The 24,220-nt window shown below is 33.6% G+C and carries 21 protein-coding genes; 6 read left to right on the top strand and 15 right to left on the bottom strand.

What is annotated here, in order from left to right:
• Nucleotides 1–3: 3 nt before the first annotated feature.
• From ACFWV9_RS01615 to mraZ, 11 genes are read right to left on the bottom strand one after another with little or no spacing between them, the layout of a single operon-like run.
• The gene (locus tag ACFWV9_RS01615; RefSeq protein ID WP_411893486.1) at nt 4–723 is read right to left on the bottom strand and encodes a cell division protein FtsQ/DivIB; all 720 of its coding nucleotides are present in this window, start codon (nt 721–723) and stop codon (nt 4–6) included.
• Complete coding sequence (gene murC / locus ACFWV9_RS01610; RefSeq protein ID WP_411893485.1) at nt 713–2,065, bottom strand: UDP-N-acetylmuramate--L-alanine ligase; 1,353 nt, start codon at nt 2,063–2,065, stop codon at nt 713–715. Before murC ends, ACFWV9_RS01615 begins: the two co-directional genes overlap by 11 nt.
• Nucleotides 2,062–3,159 (bottom strand): undecaprenyldiphospho-muramoylpentapeptide beta-N-acetylglucosaminyltransferase, encoded by a 1,098-nt coding sequence (murG, locus tag ACFWV9_RS01605; protein ID WP_411893484.1) that lies wholly within the window; start codon nt 3,157–3,159, stop codon nt 2,062–2,064. Before murG ends, murC begins: the two co-directional genes overlap by 4 nt.
• Entirely contained in the window at nt 3,159–4,355 is a 1,197-nt protein-coding gene (locus tag ACFWV9_RS01600; RefSeq protein ID WP_411893483.1) for an FtsW/RodA/SpoVE family cell cycle protein, read from the bottom strand. Before ACFWV9_RS01600 ends, murG begins: the two co-directional genes overlap by 1 nt.
• A 49-nt stretch (nt 4,356–4,404) precedes the next feature.
• A complete protein-coding gene (gene murD / locus ACFWV9_RS01595; RefSeq protein ID WP_411893482.1) occupies nt 4,405–5,736 on the bottom strand; it encodes a UDP-N-acetylmuramoyl-L-alanine--D-glutamate ligase in 1,332 nt (443 codons plus the stop codon).
• Nucleotides 5,736–6,977 (bottom strand): phospho-N-acetylmuramoyl-pentapeptide-transferase, encoded by a 1,242-nt coding sequence (mraY, locus tag ACFWV9_RS01590; protein WP_411893481.1) that lies wholly within the window; start codon nt 6,975–6,977, stop codon nt 5,736–5,738. Before mraY ends, murD begins: the two co-directional genes overlap by 1 nt.
• Nucleotides 6,978–8,441, bottom strand: coding sequence for a UDP-N-acetylmuramoyl-L-alanyl-D-glutamate--2,6-diaminopimelate ligase (locus ACFWV9_RS01585; protein WP_411893480.1), 1,464 nt, complete (start codon nt 8,439–8,441; stop codon nt 6,978–6,980).
• Nucleotides 8,438–10,453 (bottom strand): penicillin-binding protein, encoded by a 2,016-nt coding sequence (locus tag ACFWV9_RS01580; protein WP_411893479.1) that lies wholly within the window; start codon nt 10,451–10,453, stop codon nt 8,438–8,440. Before ACFWV9_RS01580 ends, ACFWV9_RS01585 begins: the two co-directional genes overlap by 4 nt.
• Before the next feature lie 7 nt (nt 10,454–10,460).
• Nucleotides 10,461–10,781, bottom strand: coding sequence for an FtsL-like putative cell division protein (locus ACFWV9_RS01575; protein ID WP_411893478.1), 321 nt, complete (start codon nt 10,779–10,781; stop codon nt 10,461–10,463).
• Nucleotides 10,778–11,686 (bottom strand): 16S rRNA (cytosine(1402)-N(4))-methyltransferase RsmH, encoded by a 909-nt coding sequence (rsmH, locus tag ACFWV9_RS01570; RefSeq protein ID WP_411893477.1) that lies wholly within the window; start codon nt 11,684–11,686, stop codon nt 10,778–10,780. Before rsmH ends, ACFWV9_RS01575 begins: the two co-directional genes overlap by 4 nt.
• Nucleotides 11,661–12,131 carry a division/cell wall cluster transcriptional repressor MraZ gene (mraZ, locus tag ACFWV9_RS01565; RefSeq protein ID WP_411893476.1) on the bottom strand — a complete coding sequence of 157 codons (471 nt, stop codon included), beginning with the start codon at nt 12,129–12,131 and terminating at the stop codon, nt 11,661–11,663. Before mraZ ends, rsmH begins: the two co-directional genes overlap by 26 nt.
• 285 nt (nt 12,132–12,416) lie before the next feature.
• On the opposite strand from mraZ, the gene ACFWV9_RS01560 reads away from it, so the two are divergent.
• The gene (locus ACFWV9_RS01560) at nt 12,417–13,181 is read left to right on the top strand and encodes an alpha/beta fold hydrolase (RefSeq protein WP_411893475.1); all 765 of its coding nucleotides are present in this window, start codon (nt 12,417–12,419) and stop codon (nt 13,179–13,181) included.
• 38 nt (nt 13,182–13,219) lie between these two features.
• A complete protein-coding gene (gene yihA / locus ACFWV9_RS01555; protein WP_411893474.1) occupies nt 13,220–13,834 on the top strand; it encodes a ribosome biogenesis GTP-binding protein YihA/YsxC in 615 nt (204 codons plus the stop codon).
• Between the two features lie 3 nt (nt 13,835–13,837).
• Here the strand turns inward: yihA and ACFWV9_RS01550 are convergent, their stop codons facing one another.
• Nucleotides 13,838–14,932: an ABC transporter permease gene (locus ACFWV9_RS01550; protein WP_411893473.1), complete on the bottom strand. Its 1,095-nt coding sequence runs from the start codon at nt 14,930–14,932 to the stop codon at nt 13,838–13,840.
• An 8-nt stretch (nt 14,933–14,940) separates the two neighbouring features.
• The gene (locus tag ACFWV9_RS01545; RefSeq protein ID WP_411893472.1) at nt 14,941–17,118 is read right to left on the bottom strand and encodes a carboxy terminal-processing peptidase; all 2,178 of its coding nucleotides are present in this window, start codon (nt 17,116–17,118) and stop codon (nt 14,941–14,943) included.
• Nucleotides 17,119–17,286: 168 nt separating this feature from the next.
• Between ACFWV9_RS01545 and surE the strand changes: the two genes are divergently transcribed.
• The 4 genes from surE to ACFWV9_RS01525 are packed head-to-tail and all read left to right on the top strand — an operon-like array spanning nt 17,287 to nt 21,762.
• Complete coding sequence (gene surE, locus ACFWV9_RS01540; protein WP_411893471.1) at nt 17,287–18,069, top strand: 5'/3'-nucleotidase SurE; 783 nt, start codon at nt 17,287–17,289, stop codon at nt 18,067–18,069.
• A gap of 12 nt (nt 18,070–18,081) precedes the next feature.
• The gene (lpxB, locus tag ACFWV9_RS01535) at nt 18,082–19,191 is read left to right on the top strand and encodes a lipid-A-disaccharide synthase (RefSeq protein WP_411893470.1); all 1,110 of its coding nucleotides are present in this window, start codon (nt 18,082–18,084) and stop codon (nt 19,189–19,191) included.
• Nucleotide 19,192: 1 nt separating this feature from the next.
• Entirely contained in the window at nt 19,193–19,702 is a 510-nt protein-coding gene (locus ACFWV9_RS01530) for a C40 family peptidase (protein ID WP_411893469.1), read from the top strand.
• Nucleotides 19,703–19,731: 29 nt separating this feature from the next.
• On the top strand, nt 19,732–21,762 hold the full coding sequence (locus ACFWV9_RS01525) for a ComEC/Rec2 family competence protein (protein WP_411893468.1): 2,031 nt from the start codon (nt 19,732–19,734) through the stop codon (nt 21,760–21,762).
• Nucleotides 21,763–21,770: 8 nt separating this feature from the next.
• On the opposite strand, the gene ACFWV9_RS01520 is transcribed toward ACFWV9_RS01525, so the two are convergent.
• Both ACFWV9_RS01520 and ACFWV9_RS01515 read right to left on the bottom strand, forming a co-directional pair.
• Nucleotides 21,771–22,346: a thioredoxin family protein gene (locus ACFWV9_RS01520; protein ID WP_411893467.1), complete on the bottom strand. Its 576-nt coding sequence runs from the start codon at nt 22,344–22,346 to the stop codon at nt 21,771–21,773.
• 85 nt (nt 22,347–22,431) lie between these two features.
• Nucleotides 22,432–24,207 carry a peptide MFS transporter gene (locus ACFWV9_RS01515; RefSeq protein WP_411893466.1) on the bottom strand — a complete coding sequence of 592 codons (1,776 nt, stop codon included), beginning with the start codon at nt 24,205–24,207 and terminating at the stop codon, nt 22,432–22,434.
• Nucleotides 24,208–24,220 lie beyond the last annotated feature (13 nt).

Below are 24,220 nucleotides of genomic sequence, written 5' to 3'. Positions count from 1 at the left end.
AGTTTACTTTTTGGTACAAATCACTTGTTTATCAAATTTTAGATTAACCCGTGCATAAGAATCTAAAATCTTATCCTTAAATGCCTTTTGGTAAAAAGCCTTAAAATTATTTATCTTCTTTTCTAGTTTTCTTAATGTTCCCAAATGAACAATAAAATCACTTTTACGAATTTTAAAATCAATGGTGCTATCGTCATTTTGACGAATCTCAATGACATGCTTTTTTAAAAATTCGTCTTGATCAACTGCTTTTGCGAATTCAAAAACATTCCCAAGATTATTTTTTTTGACATTTCCAGTTACTAGAGGTACTCTTGCTGTATAATTACTTGACAATGGCATATATGAGCCCTCATCATCGATATAATACGATACATTTGAACTTACTCTTGCAATAGGTCGTTTCTGTTCAATTTCTGTGTAAAGCTCACCGTTTATTGACATAAACACTTCTGCTTTCTTAATCATTGAATTAGAATTTAGGGCCGCTTCTAATTCGTTCAAATCTATAATTTCTTTAGGTTGCTCCGTAACAGGCTGTTGATTTTGTATTAACAATTTACTAACAGTTGAATCAGTAATGAATAATTTGTTTTCGCCAATAAATTTTGGTGCCTGAACATTTACTTTTCTAGCACTATTTCTTTGGTTGGAAAAAGCATATAGAAAGCCCAAAACCAAAACTAAACCAATGACTTTTATGTAGTTAAAATTAATTCGCAATTGTAAATTCCTCTTTTATACGTTCTACTTCCTCACCAATATCACCTGCACCTAATGTTAATACAATTTGGGAGCGCGATTGTCTTATTTCAGTTATCATTTCTGACTTCTGAATCAATCTTTTGTTTGGGTTAGTAATTTTACTCAATAACCAACTAGAATCCACACCTTCTATTGGCAACTCACGGGCAGGATAAATATCTAGTAATACGACTTCATCAAATTTTGAAAGACTATCCGCAAACTCATTTGCAAAGTCTTTTGTTCTGCTAAAAAGATGAGGCTGAAATATTGCCAAAACATCTTTAGCAGGATACATTTCCCTAACTGCATTATGCACTGCATTTATCTCAGTAGGATGGTGGGCATAATCATCAATAAAAACAAAATCTTCAGTTTTAATATGGTAGGTAAATCTGCGTTTAACACCTTTATAAGATGCTAAACCCTTGGCGAGCTGGTCGAGAGGGCATCCGTATTCGACAGCCATCGCCAAGGCTATTATTGCATTCGACAAATTATGTCTACCAGGCAGGCTAAGCGTGAAATCTTTATAGGTTCCAAGAGGTGTTTTTAAATCAAAAACATAGCTCCCATTTTCTATTTTTATATTTTTTGCGGTATAATCCGATTGATCGTCTATACCGTATGTTATTCCTTCTAATGGCAATCCACTTTTTACAAATAGTTTCCCATTTGGCTTAATACATTTGGTGAATTCTTCAAAGGATTTTATTAATTCTGAAGCATCCCCATAAATATCCAAATGATCAGCATCCATTGATGTGATACATGCTAAATCCGGAGATAAGGTTAAAAAAGATCTATCAAATTCATCAGCCTCAACTACCGCTATTTCAGTCCCGTTAAGAATTAAATTTGAATTATAGTTTTCACTTATTCCACCAAGAAAAGCAGTGACTGGAGCATCACATATGTTAAGTAGGTGACCCAAAATACTTGTTGTAGTTGTTTTGCCATGTGTACCTGCAACAGCCAAACAATATGTCTGTTGTGTTATGGCACCTAATACTTCTGATCGTTTGTAAACCTCAAAATCATTATCATTAAAAAAAACTAACTCAGAATGTGAATTAGGTACAGCAGGCGTATAAACCACAACTGTTTCCTTTTTATTCTTATAATTCGAATCAATTGCATCTACATCTTCATTAAAATGTATTTCAATACCCAATTCTTGAAGTGTTTTTGTGAGTGCAGTTTCAGTTTTATCGTATCCTGCGACCTGTTTTCCATTTGCTAAAAAATAACGTGCAATGGCACTCATACCTATACCTCCAATTCCTATAAAATAGACGTTATGTATTGTGCTTAAATTCATGCCGTTTTTAATAGCTTTTCAATTTCATTAACAATTTCATTTGTTGCGTTTGTAAGTGCTAACTTCTTAATATTTTTTCCTAATTCTATTCTTTTATCATTGTTAGAAATCAATTCTGCAAATTCATTTTTAAATACATTGTCAAGATCCTTTTCTACAATTAAGATTGCGGCATTTTTTTCTGCAATTGCCTTTGCATTCTTTGTTTGATGATCTTCAGCAACATTTGGAGACGGAATAAATATTACAGGTTTTCCTACCACACATAATTCTGATACTGATATTGCACCAGCACGAGAAATGATAATATCTGCAGCACCATATGCCATTTCCATTTTATTTAAATATGCATGTACTTGAATATCATCCAACTTGCCAAAAATCTTATATTGCTCATAATACAACTTACCGCATTGCCATATTACCTGAACATTCTGACTTTCAAAAAACTCAATATGCTCCTCAATTAATTGGTTAATTCTTCGCGCACCTAAACTTCCTCCCAGCACCAATAAAGTATGTTTCTTGTGCTTTAACTTAAAGGTGTCTTTTGCTTTTATTTCATTTTTATTCAGATCTAATAAATCCTTTCTTATTGGATTACCTGTAAGCTTTAGCTTCTCCTTTGGAAAAAACCGTTCTAATCCTTCATAAGCCACACAAATTTTATCAACCTTTTTTGCTAAAAGTTTATTTGTAATTCCTGGATAAGAATTTTGTTCTTGTATAAGACTTGGTATTTTTTTAGCAGTAGCCATTTTTAAAAGTGGTCCACTTGCAAAACCTCCTGTACCTATAGCAACATGTGGTTTAAATGTGTTTAGTATTTTCCTAGAACGAAGCAAACTAACCACAAGCTTAAACGGAAACATCAAATTCTTTAAGGACAACTTTCTTTGAATCCCAGCAATCCAAAGACCTTCAATTTCATATCCAGCTTGAGGTACTTTATCCATTTCCATTCTATCGGAAGCACCAACAAACAAAAATTCAGCATCTGGATATCTTACTTTTAACTCATCTGCAATGGCAATTGCAGGATATATATGTCCTCCTGTTCCGCCACCTGATAATATGAATTTGTAATTACCCATTATATTGCTTCACTTAAAATATCTAAAGGATTATCGTTTTCAGTTTCTTCTTTACTTTTAATTTCTTGTCTCTTTGCACTAACACTTAGTATTATTCCAACGGCCAGACAAGTCATCCAAATAGAGGTTCCACCGCTACTTATCAAAGGAAGTGTTTGTCCTGTAACAGGGAATAACTCCACAGCAACGGCCATATTAATTAATGCTTGAAAAACAATAGGAAGTCCTACTCCCAATACTAATAGTTTGCCAAATATGGTATCTGCTTTTTGAGAGACAATTACTATTCTAAATAGTAGCCAACTATAAAGTACTAACAAGAATAATCCACCTATTAGACCATATTCTTCAATGATTATTGCAAAAATAAAATCTGATGAAGATTGAGGCAGAAAATTCTTTTGCCTACTTTTTCCTGGACCTACACCTTGAATACCACCTGAGGCAATTGCAATTTTTGCTTTTTCAATCTGATAATCCGCTTCTGTATCCTCTCCATTGGCAAAATTCTCAACCCTACTCATCCAAGTATCAACGCGATTTGGCATCGCTTCAGGAAATGCCTTTGCAACCAGTACAAACATAGTCAATGCTAAAATCCCAGTACCTATTATGATTAAAAGGTATTTCACAGGATAACCTCCTATAAATGCTAGCATCATAATCATTGTAAATATGATTGCCGTTGTAGAAAAATTTGCCGGTAGTATTAATATTAGAATAATGAATACAGGTGCCCAAAGTGGAATGATAGTTTCATTAAACGAAACCACCTTATCTTTAATTTTAGATAAGTATCGTGCTACATAAACCATTAACACAACAGCAGCTAAAGTAGATGTCTGAAAAGACATGTTTACAATCGGTATCTTAATCCAGCGGCTTGCATTAGCACCATCAATAGTAGTTCCCTGCAATAAGGTTACTAAAAGCAACACAAAAACTATGGGTAATATAATCATTGAAAGTCCTCGGAAATATCTGTAGGGAACCTTGTGAACACCGTACATAATGGAAAAACCAAGAAATAGGTGCATAAAGTGTTTTACAAAAAAAGAAAAGGTATTTCCTGCACCGCGCGTATATGCCAAATTACTCGCAGCACTATAAACAGGTAAAAATGAAAAAATAGCCAACAAGGTTGCAATTGCCCAAATAGCTCTATCTCCTTTTAATTGTGTAAATAATTTTTGCATGCTTAACCCTCAGTAGTCAATTGAGTCCCTAATTCAATTGACCTTTTTTTTATAAATTACGTACAGCGTACTTAAATTGACGTCCTCTATCCTCATAATTTTCAAACAAATCGAAACTAGCACAAGCTGGTGATAACAATACATTGTCTCCTGCCTCAGAAACCTTGTATGCGATTTTTACAGCTTCACTCATAAATTGAGTTTCTATAATAATGTCTACCATATTCCCGAAAGCTTCAAATAGTTTAGAATTATCTACACCCAAACAAATTATGGCTTTCACTTTTTCATTCACAAATGGGAACAATTCCTTATAATCATTGCCCTTATCTTCACCACCTACTATCCAAACAGTTGGTGCATCCATACTTTCTAAGGCGAAATATGTTGCATTAACATTAGTTGCCTTAGAGTCATTGATATACTGAACTTTATTAATTTTCAGTACATGTTCTAATCGGTGCTCTACTCCTTGAAAGTTCTCTAAACTCTCCCTAATAGTCTGTTTTCTGATTCTTAATAAATGTGCAACAGTAGACGCTGCCATTGCATTTTTAATGTTGTGTTTCCCCTCTAATGTAATGTTCTTTGTAGGCATAATAATCTTGTTGTTATCTATTGTTATCGTTATTTCGTTGTTATTAAAATAGGCGCCTTCTTTAACCTCATTTGTTAATGAAAAAGGCAATAATTTTGACTGAATTGAATGATTTTGTAACCAATTAGCAATAACTGGATCATCAGCGTCGTAAATGAAATAATCTTCCGATGTCTGATTTTCTACAATTCTGAATTTTGATGCGATGTAATTTTCAAACTTATAATCGTAGCGATCTAAATGATCTGGTGTTATATTGGTCAACACTGCAATTTTTGGTTTGAATTCTAAAATATCATCAAGTTGAAAACTACTTACCTCAAGCACATAGTTTCGATGGTTATTTTCTAACAACTGTTTGGCAAAACTGTCGCCAATATTACCTGCTAAACCAGTATCTAATTCTTGTGTTAAGATGTGATGAGTTAGCGTCGCAGTTGTAGTTTTTCCATTACTACCGGTTATGGCCACCAATGTTGCATCTGTATATCTTGAAGCAAATTCGATCTCAGAAACAATTTGGATATTTGTAGCTCTAATTTTTTTAATCAGCTCTACTTTATCTGGTATTCCTGGACTTTTCATTACGAGATCAGCATTCAGAATTTTTGATTCTGTATGTTGTTCATCTTCAAATTCAATCTCATTATTTAAAAGAACGTCCTTATATTTTTTCTTAATTGCTCCCTTATCAGAAACAAACACTTCAAATTCCTTCTCCTTTGCCAGAAGCGCAGTGCCAACTCCACTTTCTCCTCCACCAAGTATCACCAACCTTTTCATTATCTTATCTTCAGAGTGACAATAGAAATAATGGCCAACAATATTCCTATAATCCAAAACCTGGTTACTATTTTACTCTCGTGATATCCTGATTTTTGATAGTGATGGTGCAATGGTGACATTTTAAATATTCGTTTTCCTTCTCCATACTTCTTCCGTGTATATTTAAAGTAACTTACTTGCATAACCACAGATAAATTCTCAGCTAGGAAAATGCCGCATAAGACTGGTATTAGCCATTCTTTTCTCACTGCAATAGCAATCACAGCAATGATTCCTCCAATGGTTAAACTTCCTGTATCTCCCATAAATACTTGTGCTGGATATGCATTATACCACAAGAATCCAACTAAGGCACCAACAAAAGCCGCTATATAAATTGTTATTTCCTCAACATTTGGGATATACATTATGTTTAAGTATTCTGAGAAAATGATATTACCTGAAACCCAGGCAAAAATGCCTAGTGTTAGGACTATTATAGCAGAAGATCCTGCTGCCAGCCCATCAATACCATCAGTTAAGTTTGCGCCATTTGAAACCGCTGTAATTATGAAGATGCTTACCAAAATGAAAATAACCCAGGCATATTTTTTTAGATCTGGACTTATCCATGTAATTAGACTCGAATAGTCAAATTCATTTCCTTTTACAAAGGGGATTGTTGTTTTTGTTGATTTTTCTTCAGCTTCAAAAAGCTTTGTTGCTGGCAAATCAGGATTCTCTGCCAATAAGACTTTTTGTTGCTCAACAGGTAATTTCTCCTTAATGGTTACATCTTCATGAAAATAAAGTGTCACACCTACGATAATTCCCAATCCTACTTGGCCTAATACTTTAAATCTACCTTTTAAGCCTTCTTTGTCGTTTTTAAACTTTTTAATATAATCATCAATAAACCCAATAGTTCCCATCCAAATTGTAGTAACGATAAGTAAAATGATGTAGATATTTTCAAGTCTTGCCAATAGTAATACCGGTATGAGTGTAGCGAGAATTATAATAATTCCACCCATTGTCGGAGTACCTGCCTTTTCTACTTGCCCATCTAATCCTAAATCCCTAATGGTCTCACCAACTTGTTGTTTTTGTAAAAACCTAATGATACGCTTACCATAAATGGTAGATATTAGCAGTGACAAGATTATTGCCATAGCCGCCCTAAATGTCAAGAACCCAAACAAGGTTGCGCCTGGAAATTGAAATTGTTGTTCTAAATATTCAAATAAGTAATACAACATCTATTTTTGCAATTGTTTTAATAGTTCCTGAACTGTTTTATAATCATCGAAATCAAATCGTTGTCCATTTATTTCTTGATAGGTTTCATGACCTTTCCCAGCAATTAGAATAATGTCTTTTGATTCCGCCATTTGACATGCCGTTTTAATGGCTTGTTTTCTATCGGTTATTGATAAAGTCTTCTTGTAATTTTGTGGCTCCACACCTTTTTCCATATCAGCAATTATAGCATCAGGTTCTTCGCTTCTTGGGTTATCACTCGTGAATATTACCTTAGTACTCAAGGCTGAAGCAATATGTGCCATTTTAGGTCTTTTGGTTTTATCTCTGTCACCACCACAACCAACTACCGTTATCAACTCTTCATTTTTAGTTCTTATACTATTGATTGTTTCAAGGACATTCTTTAATGCATCAGGTGTATGCGCATAATCCACAATTGCCGTAATTCTATCCTCAGAAATGAAATACTGAAAACGACCACTAACATTTTCTAACTCGCTTATAAGCCTTAGAATCTCATTACTATCAAGACCCAAAAGTTCTGCAGCGCCATATATAGCTAAAATGTTATAGGCATTAAAATCTCCTATTAATTTAGCCCATAACTCATTGTCATTTAGTTTCAACAACAATCCGCTGAAGTCATTCTCAAGAATTTGAGCTCTGTAATCAGCGTAATTCTTTAGTGCATATGTGAGTTTTCTTGCTTGGGTATTTTGAAGCATTACTAAGCCATTTTTGTCATCTATATTTGAAAGTGCAAAGGCAGTTTTTGGCAATGAATCAAAGAATGACTTTTTAACATCTCTGTACTCAGCAAATGTTTTATGATAATCGAGATGATCATGAGAAAGATTAGTAAAAATACCACCTGCAAAACTCAAACCTTCAGTTCTACTCTGATGGATTCCATGAGAGCTCGCCTCCATAAAACAATACTCCACACCTTCATCATTCATTAATTTTAAATACCTGTTTATACTTAAGGAATCTGGTGTTGTATGTGTAGTTTGATATTCTTTATTATCTACCATAATTTTAACCGTAGACAATAAACCAACTTTATAACCTGCCTTTTTAAATAGTTGATACAATAAGCTTGACACAGTCGTTTTACCATTAGTACCGGTTACTCCTACAAGTTTTAAGTTTTCAGAAGGGTGCTCATAGTAATTGGAAGCCATATAGGCCAATGCCTGGTTTGAATTGGCAACCTCTACATAGGTTATACCATCATTTAATTTCTCTGGTAGGTATTCACAAACAACAGCTTTTGCACCAAGTTTAATTGCTTTGTCAATGTAATTATGACCGTCTGCTTGTAGTCCTTTGATAGCAATAAAAACATCATTACTTGAGATCTGACGTGAATCGAATTCAATTTTCTCCACACTAATTCCAGTACTACCTACCACGGCATTTATAGTAACCTTATATAATACGTCCTTAAGTACTTTCATGAAGCTTCTAATACGATTGTTTGGTTTGGCTTAAGTTTTTGGTGCTTATCTATTGACTGTTTTTTTACAACTCCACTGCCGTTCAATTTTACTTTTACATTAACCTGAAGATTCTCCAACAAGGCGATTGCGTCCATTGCTGGCATCCCAACCACATAAGGCATTAGCTGTTTGTATTTATTAGCCATACTGTTATAGTTGTCAAAATCTTTGTTGACTAGATTATTTTTGAATTTGAGAGATTGAACCTCCTCAATGATTGGAGTATCGGTATATATTTTTTGGGCAATTCTTTTGAACACAGGCCCTGACACATCTGCACCATAATAACCCACTTTTGTACTAGGTTCATGGATAACAACTATACATGAATATTTTGGATTGTCTACAGGAAAATAACCAGCGAATGAAGAGACATATTTTTTATCTTTTTTCCATTCTTCAAAATTCGCATAATCTGTTCTAGCTGTTCCTGTTTTCCCAGCCATTGAAAAGGTTTCTGAATACATTCTTTGTCCGGTACCTCGTATGACTATATTTTTCAATATATCTTGAATTTCAGCTAGTGTTTTATCCGAGCATATTTTATCAACTAACACTTCCTTTTCAAAAACCTCAATATCTTTATCAAAAGACTTAACTGCTTTAATAAATCGAGGTTTAATAAGCTCTCCATTATTTGCAATCGCATTATAAAAGGCTAAAGTTTGTAAAGGCGTAAGTGTAAGGTTGTAACCATATGCCATTGACGGAAGGGCATTTTTACTCCAATTTGAAGCACCTGGTTTAGCTATATCCGGTTTACCTTCACCAATAATTGAAACACCAAGTGGTTGATCTAATCTCCATGTATTAAGTCGGTCAATAAACTTATTCGGATTACTTGAATAATTATCATCCATGATTGTAGCAAGACCTATGTTTGAGGAAACTTCAAGTGCTTTAGCAGCTGAAATTTTACCGTAACCACCTCTATGAGAATCACTGATGGTTCTTCCATAAAAATATTTAATGCCGTTCTTAGTATCTACAATTGAAGATGTGTCAATTACCTTATCCTCAAGTGCGGCCATCATAGCCATAACTTTAAAAGTAGATCCTGGTTCGTGACTTTCACCTACAGCATAGTTTAAACGCTCATAGTAGTAACCATTTTTATTTCTTCCTAAATTGGAGATAGCCTTTATTTCACCCGTTTTAACATCCATCACTACCACACAACCATGGTCTGCTTCATATTTTTCAAGTTGACCTAATAATGAATGATGCGCTATATCTTGAATATTTACATCTATGGTAGTATATACATCATATCCATCTTTCGGTTCTATTTGATTAAAGTCTGCTATTGGTTTCCACTGGCCATTACCTATTTTTTGCTTTAATCGCTTTCCATTTTCGCCTCTTAAATACTTTATTCCAAAGGCACCATCAATTCCGACACGAGTGGCATAACCATTCTCATCAATTTTTTCGTAACCTATAGAGCGTTCTGCTATTCTTCCCATCGGATGCTCTCTTTTTGTTTTTTGGCTAAAAACAAAACCACCTCTTATAGCACCTAATTTTAATAGTGGAAATTCTCTAAATCTTATGAAATCTGAATAAGATAAATCCCTTGCTAATAACACATACTGATTATCGGTCTCCCTTGCTTTTCTTAATTTGTTTTGAAAACTCAAAGCCGATTTGCCAGTAAAGGATTGGAGCGAATCACATAGCGGTCTTATATAGTCCTCGAAATTTTTATTAGAAGAAGTCACAGGATCTATCCCTACATCATATTTTGGAATTGAAGTTGCTAATAAACTGCCATCTGAAGAATAAACATTACCTCTATTTGCAGGAATCTCAAAATCTTTAACTGTTCTCTTCTCTGCTAGCTCTCTATAAGCGTCACCTTGAATAAATTGAATACTGCATAACTTAAAAACAACCGCAAGCGCAAAAACAAACAATGATCCTGAAACAAAGTATAATCTATTTAATATGTTAGTTTCTGTGGTTGCCAATCTCTAATTACTCGCTTTGTGATTTAACTTTAATTTTTTTTGGTGGTATTTCTGATATTTCAATCCCTTTGCTTGCCACTTTATCTATAATTGTAGACTCCATTTTAAGACGCATTAATTTTGAACGTCCATCTACAAATGCAGACCTTAATTCTTTTACTTCATTGGTTAATCTTGCAATTTCATGAACTTTTTTATCAGCACTGTGTGAACTTGCAATCATTACAACCGCTAGCACAGAAACAAAAATGATAATGCGCCAATTTTTAAACGAATCATCACTAATAAGAAACTTGCCTCGAAGTATTCTGTAAATGTTTTGCTTCATATTTTTTCTGCAATTCGGAGTTTTGCACTCCTTGCTCTATTATTTACTTTTATCTCCTCTTCAGATGGTATTATCAGTCCCCCTACTTTTTTTAGTGGTACTTCAAAATTTCCGAATACATCGCGCTCTGGTTCACCTTCAAACAAGCCATTTCTTATAAATCTTTTCACCAACCTGTCTTCTAAAGAGTGATAAGAAATAAAGGCTAGCCTTCCTCCCTTTTTTAGTATTTCAGGCATTTGCAATAACAATTCTTTTAATGCCTCTATTTCTTGATTAACCTCAATTCTTATGGCCTGATAAATTTGAGCTAATACTTTATTTTCCTTTTTATGATTTAAAAACCGTTTCAATACTGACTTTAATTGCTTGCTAGTTTTTATCTCTTCTTTAGACCTTTCCGTAACGATGACTCTTGCCATTGCTGCTGCTTGTCTGAGTTCGCCATATTGAAAAAACATTCGCCTTAATTGCTCCTCTTCATATGTGTTGATTACTTCAAAAGCTGACAACGCATTGTCTTGATTCATTCGCATATCTAATTCGGCTTCAAAACGGGTTGAAAAACCGCGTTCTGCTACATCAAACTGATGTGATGAAACGCCAAAATCCGCCAATACACCATCAACTTCCTTAACACCATAAAACCGTAAGAACCTTTTTATAAACCTGAAATTCTCATTAATAAGAACAAACCTTTCATCTTCAATAGTATTTTTTAAAGCATCCTTATCTTGATCGAACGCGAACAACTTCCCATTATCACCTAATCTTGATAATATTTCTTTACTATGTCCGCCTCCACCAAAAGTGACATCGACATAAATACCATCTGGTTTAATATCTAAACCGTCAACCGTTTCCTTGAGTAGTACAGCATTATGATAAGCCATCGTCATTATCATCTTGACCCATTACCTCTTCAGCTAAATCCGCAAAATCTGATGTAGCATCATCAATGGCCGTTTCGTACTTGTCTTTGTCCCAGATTTCAATGATGTTAACAGCTGATGCCAATACTACATTCTTTGTAATACCGGAAAATTTTATTAAATCTTTAGGGATAAGAAGACGACCAGCATTATCTACCTCTACCATTTTTACTCCCGCGGTGAATCGTCTTATGAAATCATTATTCTTTTTCTTAAAGCGATTTAGTTTGTTCACTTTAGTCATAAGCACATTCCATTCTGCCATTGGATATAGCTCCAGGCACGGTTGAAAAACTGCACGTTTTAATACAAAACCATTTTGCAAGGCAGATGAAAGCTGTTTTTTCAACACAGCCGGTATCATCAACCTTCCCTTGGCATCAGCTCTACACTCGTATGTTCCTATAAATGAATTCAATTGATTTGATTTCCCAATTTTAACGATTGAGTTCCAAATATATTGAAAAAAACACCACATTTTACCACAAAATCCCACATTTGTTGATAAGTTTTACTTTTAATAGATGAATAGCTTTTGATAATACAGTAAAATACAGGCGTAAGACCATAAAATTAAAGTGGTAATTATCAACATTTTTTTAGTTTGTTGATACCTCAAAAAAATTGATATTTTTCGAGTAATCTTTAATTTCAAAAGGATTTAGTTATATTTGTTTTTAACACGAAAGCACTAACATTATAAATGGCACACCTTTTAAAAAAAGAAAAGGAATATAGTTATATTGAAGTAGGAGAAGGCACACCAATTATAGTACTCCATGGCTTGATGGGTGGACTTAGTAATTTTGATGCAGTTACTAATTATTTTGGATCAAATGGGTACAAAGTAATTATACCTGAATTACCTATTTATACAATGTCACTGGTAAAAACCAATGTAAAAAGTTTTGCCAATTACCTCAAAGATTTTATTGAATTTAAAGGCCTAGATGAAGTTATTTTATTAGGAAATTCGCTTGGAGGTCATATTGGTTTATACCATACAAAAATGTATCCGGATAAAGTAAAGGGACTTGTAATAACTGGTAGTTCTGGACTCTATGAAAGTGCCATGGGCAGTGGTTACACAAAGCGAAGTGATTATGAAGTTATAAAGAAGAAAGCACAAGATGTTTTTTACGACCCTGCAGTTGCAACTAAAGAAATTGTCGATGAGGTATATGAAACTGTAAACGACAGAAATAAATTAGTGAAAACCTTGGCAATTGCTAAAAGTGCTATAAGGCATAATATGGCAAGTGATCTTCCAAAAATGCATACTGCAACATGCATTATTTGGGGTAAAAATGACAATGTTACACCTCCAGAAGTAGCAAAAGAGTTTCATGAACTTTTACCAGATTCTGATTTGTTTTGGATTGACAAGTGTGGGCATGCGGCTATGATGGAACATCCAAAGGAATTTAACAAAATTCTAAATAGTTGGTTGGAAAGCCGTCAGTTCTAAATTTTAATTATTAAAATTCCAATCTTCCTGGAACCAAAATGAAAATAAAATCGGCGGATTTTGTGATAAGTAATTCTGATGTGGCTAAATGCCCTAAACAGCCTATACCAGAATATGCTTTTATTGGCAGAAGTAATGTTGGGAAATCTTCATTGATAAATATGTTGACAGACCGCAAGAGTCTGGCAAAAACTTCGGGAAGACCTGGTAAAACACAACTCATTAATCATTTTATTATTAATAATAGTTGGTATCTAGTAGACTTACCAGGTTATGGTTATGCTAGAGTTTCAAAATCCTCTAAAAAGAAATTTCAAAAGTTTATCACCAACTTTTTTGAACAAAGGAAACAACTTGTTTGTGCATTTGTATTAGTAGATATTAGACATAATCCTCAACCGATTGATTTAGAATTTATGCAATATCTGGGTGAGAGTGGCATTCCATTTGGTATTATCTTTACCAAAGCAGATAAGCTGAAACCTAAAGCTATTGAAAGGCAAGTCCAAGATTATTGCCATGAGCTTCTAAAAACTTGGGAGGAATTACCTCCTTACTTTGTTACTTCTTCAAGTAAAAAAATCGGGCAAGAGGATGTTTTAAAATTTATTGAGGACACGAATAATGAAATTGAAGACTTGAGAAAAAATTAAACACTAAGTCTTTACATCAAGCGCATCCCTTAAAGCGTTTCCAACCAACATAAAAGCCATCACTAAAAGCATTATACAGATTCCGGGAATTAAGGCCAAATAAGGTTGACCTAGAATAATATAATTATAATGATCTTTAATCATAGCTCCCCAACTAGCCATTGGTGGTTGCGCACCAATACCTAAAAAGCTTAAGCCACTTTCTATCAAAATCGCTGCGGCAAAATTAGCGGCCGAAATTACAATTAATGGACCGAATATATTGGGTAAAATATGCTTGGTTATAATTCTGTAATCTTTATAACCCAAAGCTCTTGCCGCTGTTACATACTGCATTTCCTTTGCACTAATAATCTGACCTCTTACTACTCTCGCAACCTCAACCCACATAGTTAAACCTACTGCTATAAAAACTTGCCAAAACCCCTTACCTAATGCTAATGTAATGGCAATTACCAATAACAACGTTGGTATAGACCATGTTACATTAATTATCCACATAATTATTGCATCAATTTTACCACCATAATAACCAGCTAAACTACCCATAATCAATCCAACAAATAAAGAAATAAAAACTGCAACAAAACCAATAAAAAATGATATTCTAGAACCAATTAAAACCCTGCTTAAATAATCCCGTCCATACTTATCTGTACCGAAACTAAATGTTCTAGTCTCTATAAATTTTTCGTAATCACCATCTGGAAATCTTTCTATACTAATTTGTTTTTCTATGTTTTTTGTACCATTTGAAGTGTATTCAGTGTATTTTAAAATTCCCTCTTTAACATTGTATGATGAAATTGGTATCTCAGTATCTAAATTATCAGTACCAAAAAATAGTTCTGAAAGAAAGTTTTGATCAGAAGACTGACCAGATGGTATGGTTAGCATTTGTACTTGAAACCCAGGCGATTTAGAATGAATAGATAAGTGCATCTGATTTGCATTCTTTGAAGCATCTGGCGCAAAAACATAAGCAAATACTGATATTAAACCAATTAAGCCTATTAGCACTAAACTAAAAACGCCCCAAAAGTTTTTCTTAAACTTTTGAAGCGCTAAACTTGTTAGTGAGTTGTTTTCTATTTTCATTTAGTGAATTAATTCTTCACAGAGGTCACAACTTTGTTTTTAATTGCGTAAGTCATCTTTAAATCATTTAACACGTTTAAAGCCTCTTCAATATAAACGTCTCTAGATAAATTTTCATGCCAACGCTTACGCTTCTCCTTTAATACAGTATCTTGCTCCATTAAATTCACCTCATATGGCAATGAGTTAAATGTAAGGTCAGTTTTATATTCAGCTAATTTTTCAAAACGCTTTGCTTCTTGCTCATTAAGTTCCATTTCCTCTCTATACTTATCATAATTAAGAGAATATATGTCACGGTCTCTTATCTTCTTAACCCATCGGGCATTCGCATCAATTAACTTTAATTGTTCATTCGATGCCATTCTAGCCTTACTTTTACTAATGGTTGTATCATAGTCAAAATAATTGCCCCATACCTCATAATCAACTGCATCAATTTTATCCCAAGGCAATGGATTCTCTTGGTCCTTTTCACCTATATTAATATAACTATAACGGTCTGGTACAACAACATCACTTTTTACTCCTTCTAGTTGCGTAGAACCACCATTAATTCTATAAAATTTTTGGGTCGTAAACTTTAGTGCACCCATGTCACCATTTGAATTATTACGAACCATTCTATTTAAGTCTAATACATTTTGAACAGTTCCTTTACCATAAGTCTGCTTGCTACCGATAACTATTCCTCGTTTGTAATCTTGCATTGCTGCTGCTAGTATTTCTGACGCCGAAGCTGAAAGTTCGTTTACCAAAACAACTAGAGGCCCATCCCAAACAATTTCTCTATCTCTATCTCTTAATACTTCTTTAGGCTCTCCTGTTGTCTTAACTTGAACTACAGGACCATCCTCAATAAATAATCCAACAATATCAACAACTGTTTGCAAAGATCCACCGCCATTATTTCTAAGATCTAACACTAATCCTTCCATGCCAGATTCTTTAAGTCGAACAATTTCTTGTTTAATATCCGAAGCTGCATTTCTGTTATCATAACTTTGAAAATCAACATAAAACTTTGGTAAATTAATCACACCAAACGTTTTACCGTCCTTTTCTACTGTTGAAGATTTGGCATAGGTTTCCTCCAATTCTACAACATCTCTTGTTATTGATATATCCTCAATAGTTCCATCAACCTTTTTAAGGGTTAGAGTTACAATTGTCCCTTTAGGGCCTTTAATAAATTTTATGGCATCATCTAATCGCATACCAACTACATTGACACCTTCTTCTTCATCTTCTTGCTTCACTTTTAGTATATGGTCTCCAACCTCCAATTCATTCGCTCTCCATGCTGGACCACCACTAATAATTTCATTAACAACAATTGCGTCCATCCTTTTTTGAAGTCTTGCACCTATCCCTTCAAAGTTACCAGACATAGCAACATCAAAACGATCCTTATCTTCAGGTGCAAAATAGAATGTATGTGGATCAAATTCTTCTACTATAGCATTAATATAAACTGCAAACCAATCTTTTCGTTGCCTATCATCAATAAAGTCGTATAATTCGTCTAATGAACTTTTAGTGGTTTCACGCGCTTCTTTTTCCAATTGAGCCATAGATTTAGACTCTTTTGACTTTGATTTTTCATTTGTCGCAGAAAAGACACTTTCAGGTAATTCTACAGCTGCTATTTCAGAATCACGTTGTGAAACTGCTTCATCATAATTAGCTATTGTAGAAAATTTAAGTTGATGCCTCCAACGCTCTTTCATTTCTCTTTTATTCTTCACATAAGGCAAAGTCTCATATTCTGATGTATAAGATTCGTCCTGGCTAAAATCAAATGGCTCCTCTAAAATTTCAGCATACATTTTTTTAGACTCTTCGATACGTTCAAGCAATCTTTTATGAGTAATGTTAAAGAATGATACATCATAATCCTTTAATTGATCATCTATTTGATTTTTGTAAACTTCAAATTCTTCAATATCTGATGCATAGAAATAACGCTTAAATGGGTCTAATTGGGTTAGATAGTCTTCAAATACATTTGCAGAAAAATCATCATTTAAATCCTGAGGATCAAAATGACCCTGATCTAAAACGTAAGTTATTAATTGAATTAATAATTTGTCTTTATCAGGATTATCAAATGTCTTACTAGTAAAGCTACAAGATGCAAAGGCTATTAATAGTGCTAACAGAAAAAACTTATAATTCCCTCTCATAATCTCTTTATTTTTTTGCTATTAATTACTTTTTCAAAAGTTCACTAAAATAGTGAGAAAAAATCGTGCCATAACAATACATCGCACTAATTTTTTGTTAAAGGTACTAATACTTATGGTTGTTGTGCTTTTTAGTATTTTTACAACATTAATTAAAAATGATTCACAATGTCTCATCGCCCTTTAATTTTAGTTACAAATGATGATGGTATAACTGCACCAGGATTACGTACTTTAATTAGTATAATGAATGTGATTGGCGACGTCGTTGTAGTAGCACCAGACAGCCCTCAAAGTGCAATGGGACATGCCATTACAATCAATTCAACCTTGCATATTGAAAAAGTTACGATTGACGGAAAACAGCCTGAATATAGTTGTTCTGGGACACCTGCAGATTGTGTAAAACTGGCAGTAAACGAAATATTAGATAGAAGACCAGACATTTGTGTTTCTGGCATCAACCATGGTTCAAATTCTTCAATCAATGTAATTTATTCTGGCACAATGAGTGCTGCCTTAGAAGCTGGTATAGAGAGTATACCTGCCATTGGTTTTTCACTTTTAGATTATAATTGGAGTGCTAATTTTGAGCACTGCAAGTCGTTTGTTGAAACTATTACGAGAGAAGTCTTAAAACATGGACTTCCAGATGGTGTTGTTTTAAATGTAAACATACCAAAACTTCAAAAAAGAGATATAAAAGGGATAAAAGTGTGCAGGCAGGCACGTGCAAATTGGAAAGAAGAATTTGACAAACGTACCAATCCTATGGGTCGTGAATATTATTGGTTAACAGGAAAATTCGTAAACATGGACCATGGAGAAGACACTGATGAATGGGCTTTGGCAAATGGTTATATATCAGTTGTACCAGTACAATTTGATTTAACCGCTCATCATACTATTCAAAACCTAAACACATGGCAACTCAATGAAGAAAACCAATAATCTATTTTCAATATGAAATATTATATAGTAGTAGGTGAAGCTTCGGGAGACTTACATGGGTCAAACCTCATGAAAGCACTCTACAAACAGGATAAAAATGCAGACATTAGATTTTGGGGAGGCGACTTAATGCAAGAAGTTGGTGGTACTTTAGTGAAGCACTATAAAGAACGTCAGTTTATGGGCTTTGCCGAGGTGATTTTTAATCTTAGAAAAATCTTGGGTTTAATAAAGTTTTGTAAGACAGATATTGCTTCCTTTAAGCCAGATGTAATTATTTTTATTGATAATTCTGGTTTTAATCTACGAATTGCAAAATGGGCAAAAGTTGAAGGATTTAAAACCCATTATTATATTTCTCCACAGGTATGGGCATCAAGAGCTAAAAGAGTAGAAAAAATTAAACGTGATGTAGATGCTATGTATTGCATCTTACCTTTTGAAAAGGAATTTTACAAAACACATAATTATGAAGTCAATTTTGTTGGTCATCCATTAATTGATGCCATTTCGGATAGACCACAAGTAGATGAAAACCAATTTAGAAAATCAAATAATCTAAGTAATAAACCAATAATTGCTTTATTACCAGGTAGCAGAAAACAAGAAATTACCAAGATGCTAGGCGTTATGTTAAGTATAGTCGATGATTTTAAGGATTATCAATTTGTTATAGCCGGTGCACCTAGTCAAGATTATGAATTTTATAAACAGTTCATAAAACAAGAAAACGTTGGTTTTATATCTAACAAAACATATGATTTACTAAGTGTTTCTAATGCTGCTTTAGTGACTTCTGGCACAGCTACCTTAGAAACAGCATTGTATAAAGTTCCGCAGGTAGTGTGTTATAAAGCCAATGCTATTTCTTATCAAATTGCCAAACGAATAATCACTTTAAAATATATTTCTTTGGTGAACTTAATAATGGATAGAGAAGTTGTAACGGAACTTATACAAGGAGATTTGAATAAGAACAGGTTAAAAAAAGAGCTCAAAGCAATTTTAAACTCTGAAAAGCGTGAGCAGTTATATTTAGATTATTACGAACTTGAGCAAAGACTAGGTGGTAAAGGGGCAAGTGAAAATGCAGCTAAATTAATTTATGAAGCAGTTTCTTAGTATGAAAAAAGTACTTTTAATTTTTATAGTCTTTTTATGCTTTTGTAGCTGCAAGTCTAAAAAGAAATACACTGCTAACAAAACAACTACCAAATCCATAATTGTAAACACTAAAGCTAAACCTACCAAAGAAGCCAGCTCAATAGTAAAATATGCAAAATCTTTTAACGGTACACGCTATAAATATGGTGGTACAACAAAACGTGGTATGGACTGTTCTGGTCTAATTTATACCAGTTTTAAGGAACATAATATTGATCTACCTAGAACCACTACCGATTTAAAATCTACCGGAAATTGGATAGATATTAAAGAGGTTAATGTAGGTGACCTGGTGTTTTTTGCCACCAAGAAAAATAGCAGAAAAGTAAACCATGTTGGTATTGTTACCAACGTGCGCACTGGTAACATCGAATTTATACATGCATCCAGTAGTAAGGGTGTAATGGTTTCCTCATTGGCAGAGCGTTATTGGTATTTTGCCTTTGTACAGGCGAGACGGATATTGTAATTCTTTTCTTATTTTAGGAGTTCATTTTAATGAAGCTCCTCAATTTCAATATTATAAAGCTAACCTTTTGCCTTATTCTCGGCATAATACTCGCACATTATCTAAAATTGAATCAGAAGTTGTTTTTATTCACCACAACTGTGCTATTATTTGCAATTGGAATATTGTGGTTTGTTTTAAAAAATAAGATTAACAGACTACCCATATTTGGAACACTAGTTTATTTATGTATGTTTTGCATAGGCGTAAATGCTTATAACATAAACGAGGAAAAATCAAGAACTACACACTATACTAATCAAATAATTAAAAACGATAACAGTCAAATTATCTTTAAGGTAAATGAGCGTCTTAAGCCAGACCTCTATAACGAAAAGTATATTGTTGAAATAAATTCATTAAATGGTAAGTCGGCTTCTGGCAAAATACTAATTAACATTAAACATGACAGTTTAAAAACACCTCTAGGTGTTGATGATATTCTATATACCACGGCAACCCTAAACAATATTCAAAAACCTCTTAACCCACATCAATTTGATTACAGTAAATATTTGGAATTAAAACAGGTATATCACCAATTATACTTAACACATAATAATATATTTCTACTTGATAATTCTAAAAGTACTATTTATGGTTTGGCCGATAAATTAAGGGCTACAATTAATATAAAACTAACTGAAGCAGGTTTTAAAAAAGATGTTTTAAGTATTATCAATGCATTATTGCTGGGTCAAAGACAATCCATAGACAAAAGTATTTACAACAACTATGTCAACGCCGGAACTATACATATTTTAGCTGTTTCAGGTTTACATGTTGGAATCTTATTGTGGATTCTTAATTTTATTTTCAGACCATTATTGTATCTAAAAAGAGGTAACGTTTTAAGACCATTAGTCATTATCACTTTACTTTGGTCTTTTGCTGTCATTGCAGGCCTATCACCTTCTGTTACAAGAGCAGTAACTATGTTCAGCATAATAAGTATTGCCATGCACTATAAACGGCCGACCAATATTTACAATACTCTAATTATTTCGGCTTTTGTAATTCTGTTGTTTAAGCCTACATTTTTATTTGAAGTTGGTTTCCAGCTAAGCTATTTGGCTGTTTTTGGTATAGTTAGTATTCAACCTATGCTATACAAATTATGGAGGCCTAAGTTTTTAGTTAGCGATAAATTGTGGCAAATCTTTACGGTAACGTTGGCCGCACAAATAGGCGTTGTACCAATAAGTCTTTTTTACTTTCATCAATTTCCTGGACTATTCTTTATCTCAAACTTAGTAGTTATTCCTTTTTTAAGTTTAATTCTTGGCTTTGGATTGCTTGTTATTATCCTTGCTTTACTAGGTGGTTTACATTCTATTATTGTTGAAACTTATAGTTTTATTATTAACTCTTTAAATGGTTTTATTGCTTGGATTGCTCAATTTGAAGATTTCCTTTTAAAGGATATACCATTTACCCTACTTCAGGTGCTATTAGCGTATTTGATAACCATCGGAATTACCCAAACTTTTAAAGAGAAGACGTTTAAATGGTTAGCAATTTGTTTTGTTGGAATAATAGGTTTTCAAATTGTGATGATTCGAATCAAACATCAAAGACAGAGTGAAGCATTTCTGGTATTTAACAAGAGTAGATTCTCAATGGTTGGCCATAAGCAGAATGATCAACTCCTAGTTCATCATAATTTAAATTCTGAAAAAAGAAGCTCTGATAATGTAATTTCAAATTACAAAGTAGGTGAATCAATATCAGAGGTTATTGAAGATAGCATTCAACCGATTTATCAATTCAAAAACAAAAAAATACTAATAGTTGATAGTGTTGGTGTATATGAGAATTTAAGCTTTAAGCCCGAACTGGTTTTATTGAGGAACTCACCAAAAATAAATCTAAATCGCCTTATAGATAGTTTAAAACCAGAGATGATTATAGCTGATGCCAGTAACTATAAATCCTATGCAAATCGTTGGATGCTTACATGTGAGGGTAAAAAAATCCCTTTCCATTACACTAATGAAAAGGGTGCTTTTATTCTAAAATAGATAACTACCTATTGTACTACTTTAAATGTTGGTTTAAAGGCTCTGTAATAGTCATTAAACTTCTCTTGAGTTGTCATTTCCTTATGCTTGTCTTCTGCAAACAACTTTAGGTATAACTCTAATTGCTGTGGTTTTAAATACCCAGTAACAGGTGTTAAATAATTGGCCTCTTCATCAAAAAACAACATGGATGGATAGGCACTCACCTTTAAAAATCGAGTAAACTCATGTACACCATTACGTCTTTTTACCTTAGCAGGATCAAAATTTGGATTGCTAAATGTACGGTCCTTGTAGGTTACTGTAGAGTTACCTTCGGCATCAAATTTAACAGCATAGTAGTTTTCGTTTATATACTTAACCACATCAGGATTGTGAAAGGTATTTTTATCTAGTAATTTGCAAGGTCCACACCAATTGGTGTAAACATCCATAAATATCTTTTTTGGTGTCTTTTTCTGTAATTCTAGAGCTTCTTCAAGGGTAAGCCAATTAATTACAGTCTCACTTTCTACAGGTGCATTTTGCACCGACATTAAGGCTCCAAAAGCCAAGAATGTGACTATTAGTTGTAGCTTCTTCATAATTCGATTTGTTGCAATATTCGTTCCGAACTTACAAAAAATGCTCCAAAATAGGAGCATTTTAAGTTATTTTAACGGTAAGATCCTATCTAACACCATGCATTAGTCGTTTTAATAATGGATGTAATGCGAAGGAAATTAATCCCAAAACAACAGGTACTATGGTAAAGATTAAAAAGAAATTTGATAATCCACTTTCATTTGAAATCTTTTCAATATCTCCGCCAACGTAATGTGCCATTTTATTACCTATTGCAATGGCTAAATAATAAACACCAAACATAAACGCTACCATTCTAGCTGGTATAAGCTTACTCAAATATGATAATCCCATTGGTGACAAGCACAGCTCGCCCAAAGTGTGAAATAAATATGCCAACACAAGCCACATCATACTAAGCTTAGCAGATTCTGCACCCAGAGGTACGTTTCTGGCTGCAAATGCCAAAAGACCAAATCCTATTGCCATTATTATTAATCCTAAGCCATATTTAACAGATGCTGGTGGATTGTACTTACTATCCCACCATTTAGTGAATAACGGTGCGAAAATTATAATAAATAGCGAATTTAAAATAGCGAACCATGTTACCGGAACTTCTGTCTCTGTTGACTGAAATTCTGTATACAATTTAAAAATAACAATAGCCCAAACTATCAAGAAACTAATTCCTAAAACTATATTTGAAAAACTAATTCTATTGAAGGTCTGTTTAAAAAGACTAATTAACACATAAGTTATTATTCCTATTGGCACAACTGTAACAATCAAATCAATGACCTTAAATGTTGTTGCCGCGTTACCCACCAATAATCTATCTGTAAAATCTCTAGTATATAGAGGTAAGGAACCTGCCGCTTGCTCAAAAGCTGCCCAAAAGAAGATGGTAAAAATACAGAAGATGGTAAAAGCTATCATTCTATCGCGCACCACCTTTTCATATCTTGGTATTCTAACTATTAGGATAACAATAAATAAAATCGCTGAGAGTAGTGCAAAAAACAAAGAATCCGTCAAGCCAGCAACCGTAAAATTAAGTACATTAATATCACCTATTTTACTTAAAGGGTCATTGACAATAAATATTAATGCTGAAAGAATAAAAATGGTAATTAAAATATAATCTATCGTAACAAACTTATTTAGCTTACCAGTGATTTTTTCTTTAGTGTCATCAAGGTTATCCGTAAGCGTATCTATTATGCCTTTGTCTTCATCTTTAGGTTTCGCACCAACATCACCAAATAATGGTTGTGCATAGTAAAACTGCACCATGCCTAAAAACATAAATATACCAGCTAATCCAAAACCATAGCTCCACCCTATTTTTTCACCTATCCAGCCACAAAGCATAATTCCTATAAAGGCACCCGCATTTACACCCATATAAAATATGTTATAGGCACCATCTTTTTTCTCATCATGACCTTCATACATTTTTGAAATAATAGATGTCATATTAGGCTTAAAAAAGCCATTTCCTAGTATTAAAAGTGCAATACCAATGTAGAGAAATGTCGGCGTTTCGACTGCCATGGAAGCATGGCCTAAAGTCATTAACAGCGCACCTATGACAACTGCTAGTCGATAACCAATTTTATTATCTGCCAACCAACCACCAACTATTGGTGTGAGGTACACAAATAAAGCATATGTTCCTAACAAGGATAATGCTGATTCTGTGCTCCAACCCCAACCAGGATTATCACCAGTAACCATACCAGTTAGAAAAATAACAAGGATAGCGCGCATTCCGTAGTAAGAAAAACGTTCCCACATTTCTGTAAAGAAAAGAACAAACAAGCCAGCTGGATGTCCCATAACTTTGGTGGCGAAAAAATTCTCGGATGATTTACTCATAAAATTGATTGTT

This window comes from Winogradskyella sp. A2, from assembly GCF_046762865.1.
GTDB lineage: Bacteria > Bacteroidota > Bacteroidia > Flavobacteriales > Flavobacteriaceae > Winogradskyella.
This window is presented reverse-complemented; position numbering and strand designations above follow the sequence as displayed.

Coding starts and splice junctions, on each gene's coding strand:
- murC (WP_411893485.1), bottom strand. CDS start 2,065: ATGAATTTAAGCACAATACATAACGTCTATTTTATAGGAATTGGAGGT.
- murG (WP_411893484.1), bottom strand. CDS start 3,159: ATGGGTAATTACAAATTCATATTATCAGGTGGCGGAACAGGAGGACAT.
- ACFWV9_RS01600 (WP_411893483.1), bottom strand. CDS start 4,355: ATGCAAAAATTATTTACACAATTAAAAGGAGATAGAGCTATTTGGGCA.
- murD (WP_411893482.1), bottom strand. CDS start 5,736: ATGAAAAGGTTGGTGATACTTGGTGGAGGAGAAAGTGGAGTTGGCACT.
- mraY (WP_411893481.1), bottom strand. CDS start 6,977: ATGTTGTATTACTTATTTGAATATTTAGAACAACAATTTCAATTTCCA.
- ACFWV9_RS01585 (WP_411893480.1), bottom strand. CDS start 8,441: ATGAAAGTACTTAAGGACGTATTATATAAGGTTACTATAAATGCCGTG.
- ACFWV9_RS01575 (WP_411893478.1), bottom strand. CDS start 10,781: ATGAAGCAAAACATTTACAGAATACTTCGAGGCAAGTTTCTTATTAGT.
- rsmH (WP_411893477.1), bottom strand. CDS start 11,686: ATGATAATGACGATGGCTTATCATAATGCTGTACTACTCAAGGAAACG.
- ACFWV9_RS01560 (WP_411893475.1), top strand. CDS start 12,417: ATGGCACACCTTTTAAAAAAAGAAAAGGAATATAGTTATATTGAAGTA.
- yihA (WP_411893474.1), top strand. CDS start 13,220: ATGAAAATAAAATCGGCGGATTTTGTGATAAGTAATTCTGATGTGGCT.
- ACFWV9_RS01550 (WP_411893473.1), bottom strand. CDS start 14,932: ATGAAAATAGAAAACAACTCACTAACAAGTTTAGCGCTTCAAAAGTTT.
- ACFWV9_RS01545 (WP_411893472.1), bottom strand. CDS start 17,118: ATGAGAGGGAATTATAAGTTTTTTCTGTTAGCACTATTAATAGCCTTT.
- surE (WP_411893471.1), top strand. CDS start 17,287: ATGTCTCATCGCCCTTTAATTTTAGTTACAAATGATGATGGTATAACT.
- lpxB (WP_411893470.1), top strand. CDS start 18,082: ATGAAATATTATATAGTAGTAGGTGAAGCTTCGGGAGACTTACATGGG.
- ACFWV9_RS01530 (WP_411893469.1), top strand. CDS start 19,193: ATGAAAAAAGTACTTTTAATTTTTATAGTCTTTTTATGCTTTTGTAGC.
- ACFWV9_RS01525 (WP_411893468.1), top strand. CDS start 19,732: ATGAAGCTCCTCAATTTCAATATTATAAAGCTAACCTTTTGCCTTATT.
- ACFWV9_RS01520 (WP_411893467.1), bottom strand. CDS start 22,346: ATGAAGAAGCTACAACTAATAGTCACATTCTTGGCTTTTGGAGCCTTA.
- ACFWV9_RS01515 (WP_411893466.1), bottom strand. CDS start 24,207: ATGAGTAAATCATCCGAGAATTTTTTCGCCACCAAAGTTATGGGACAT.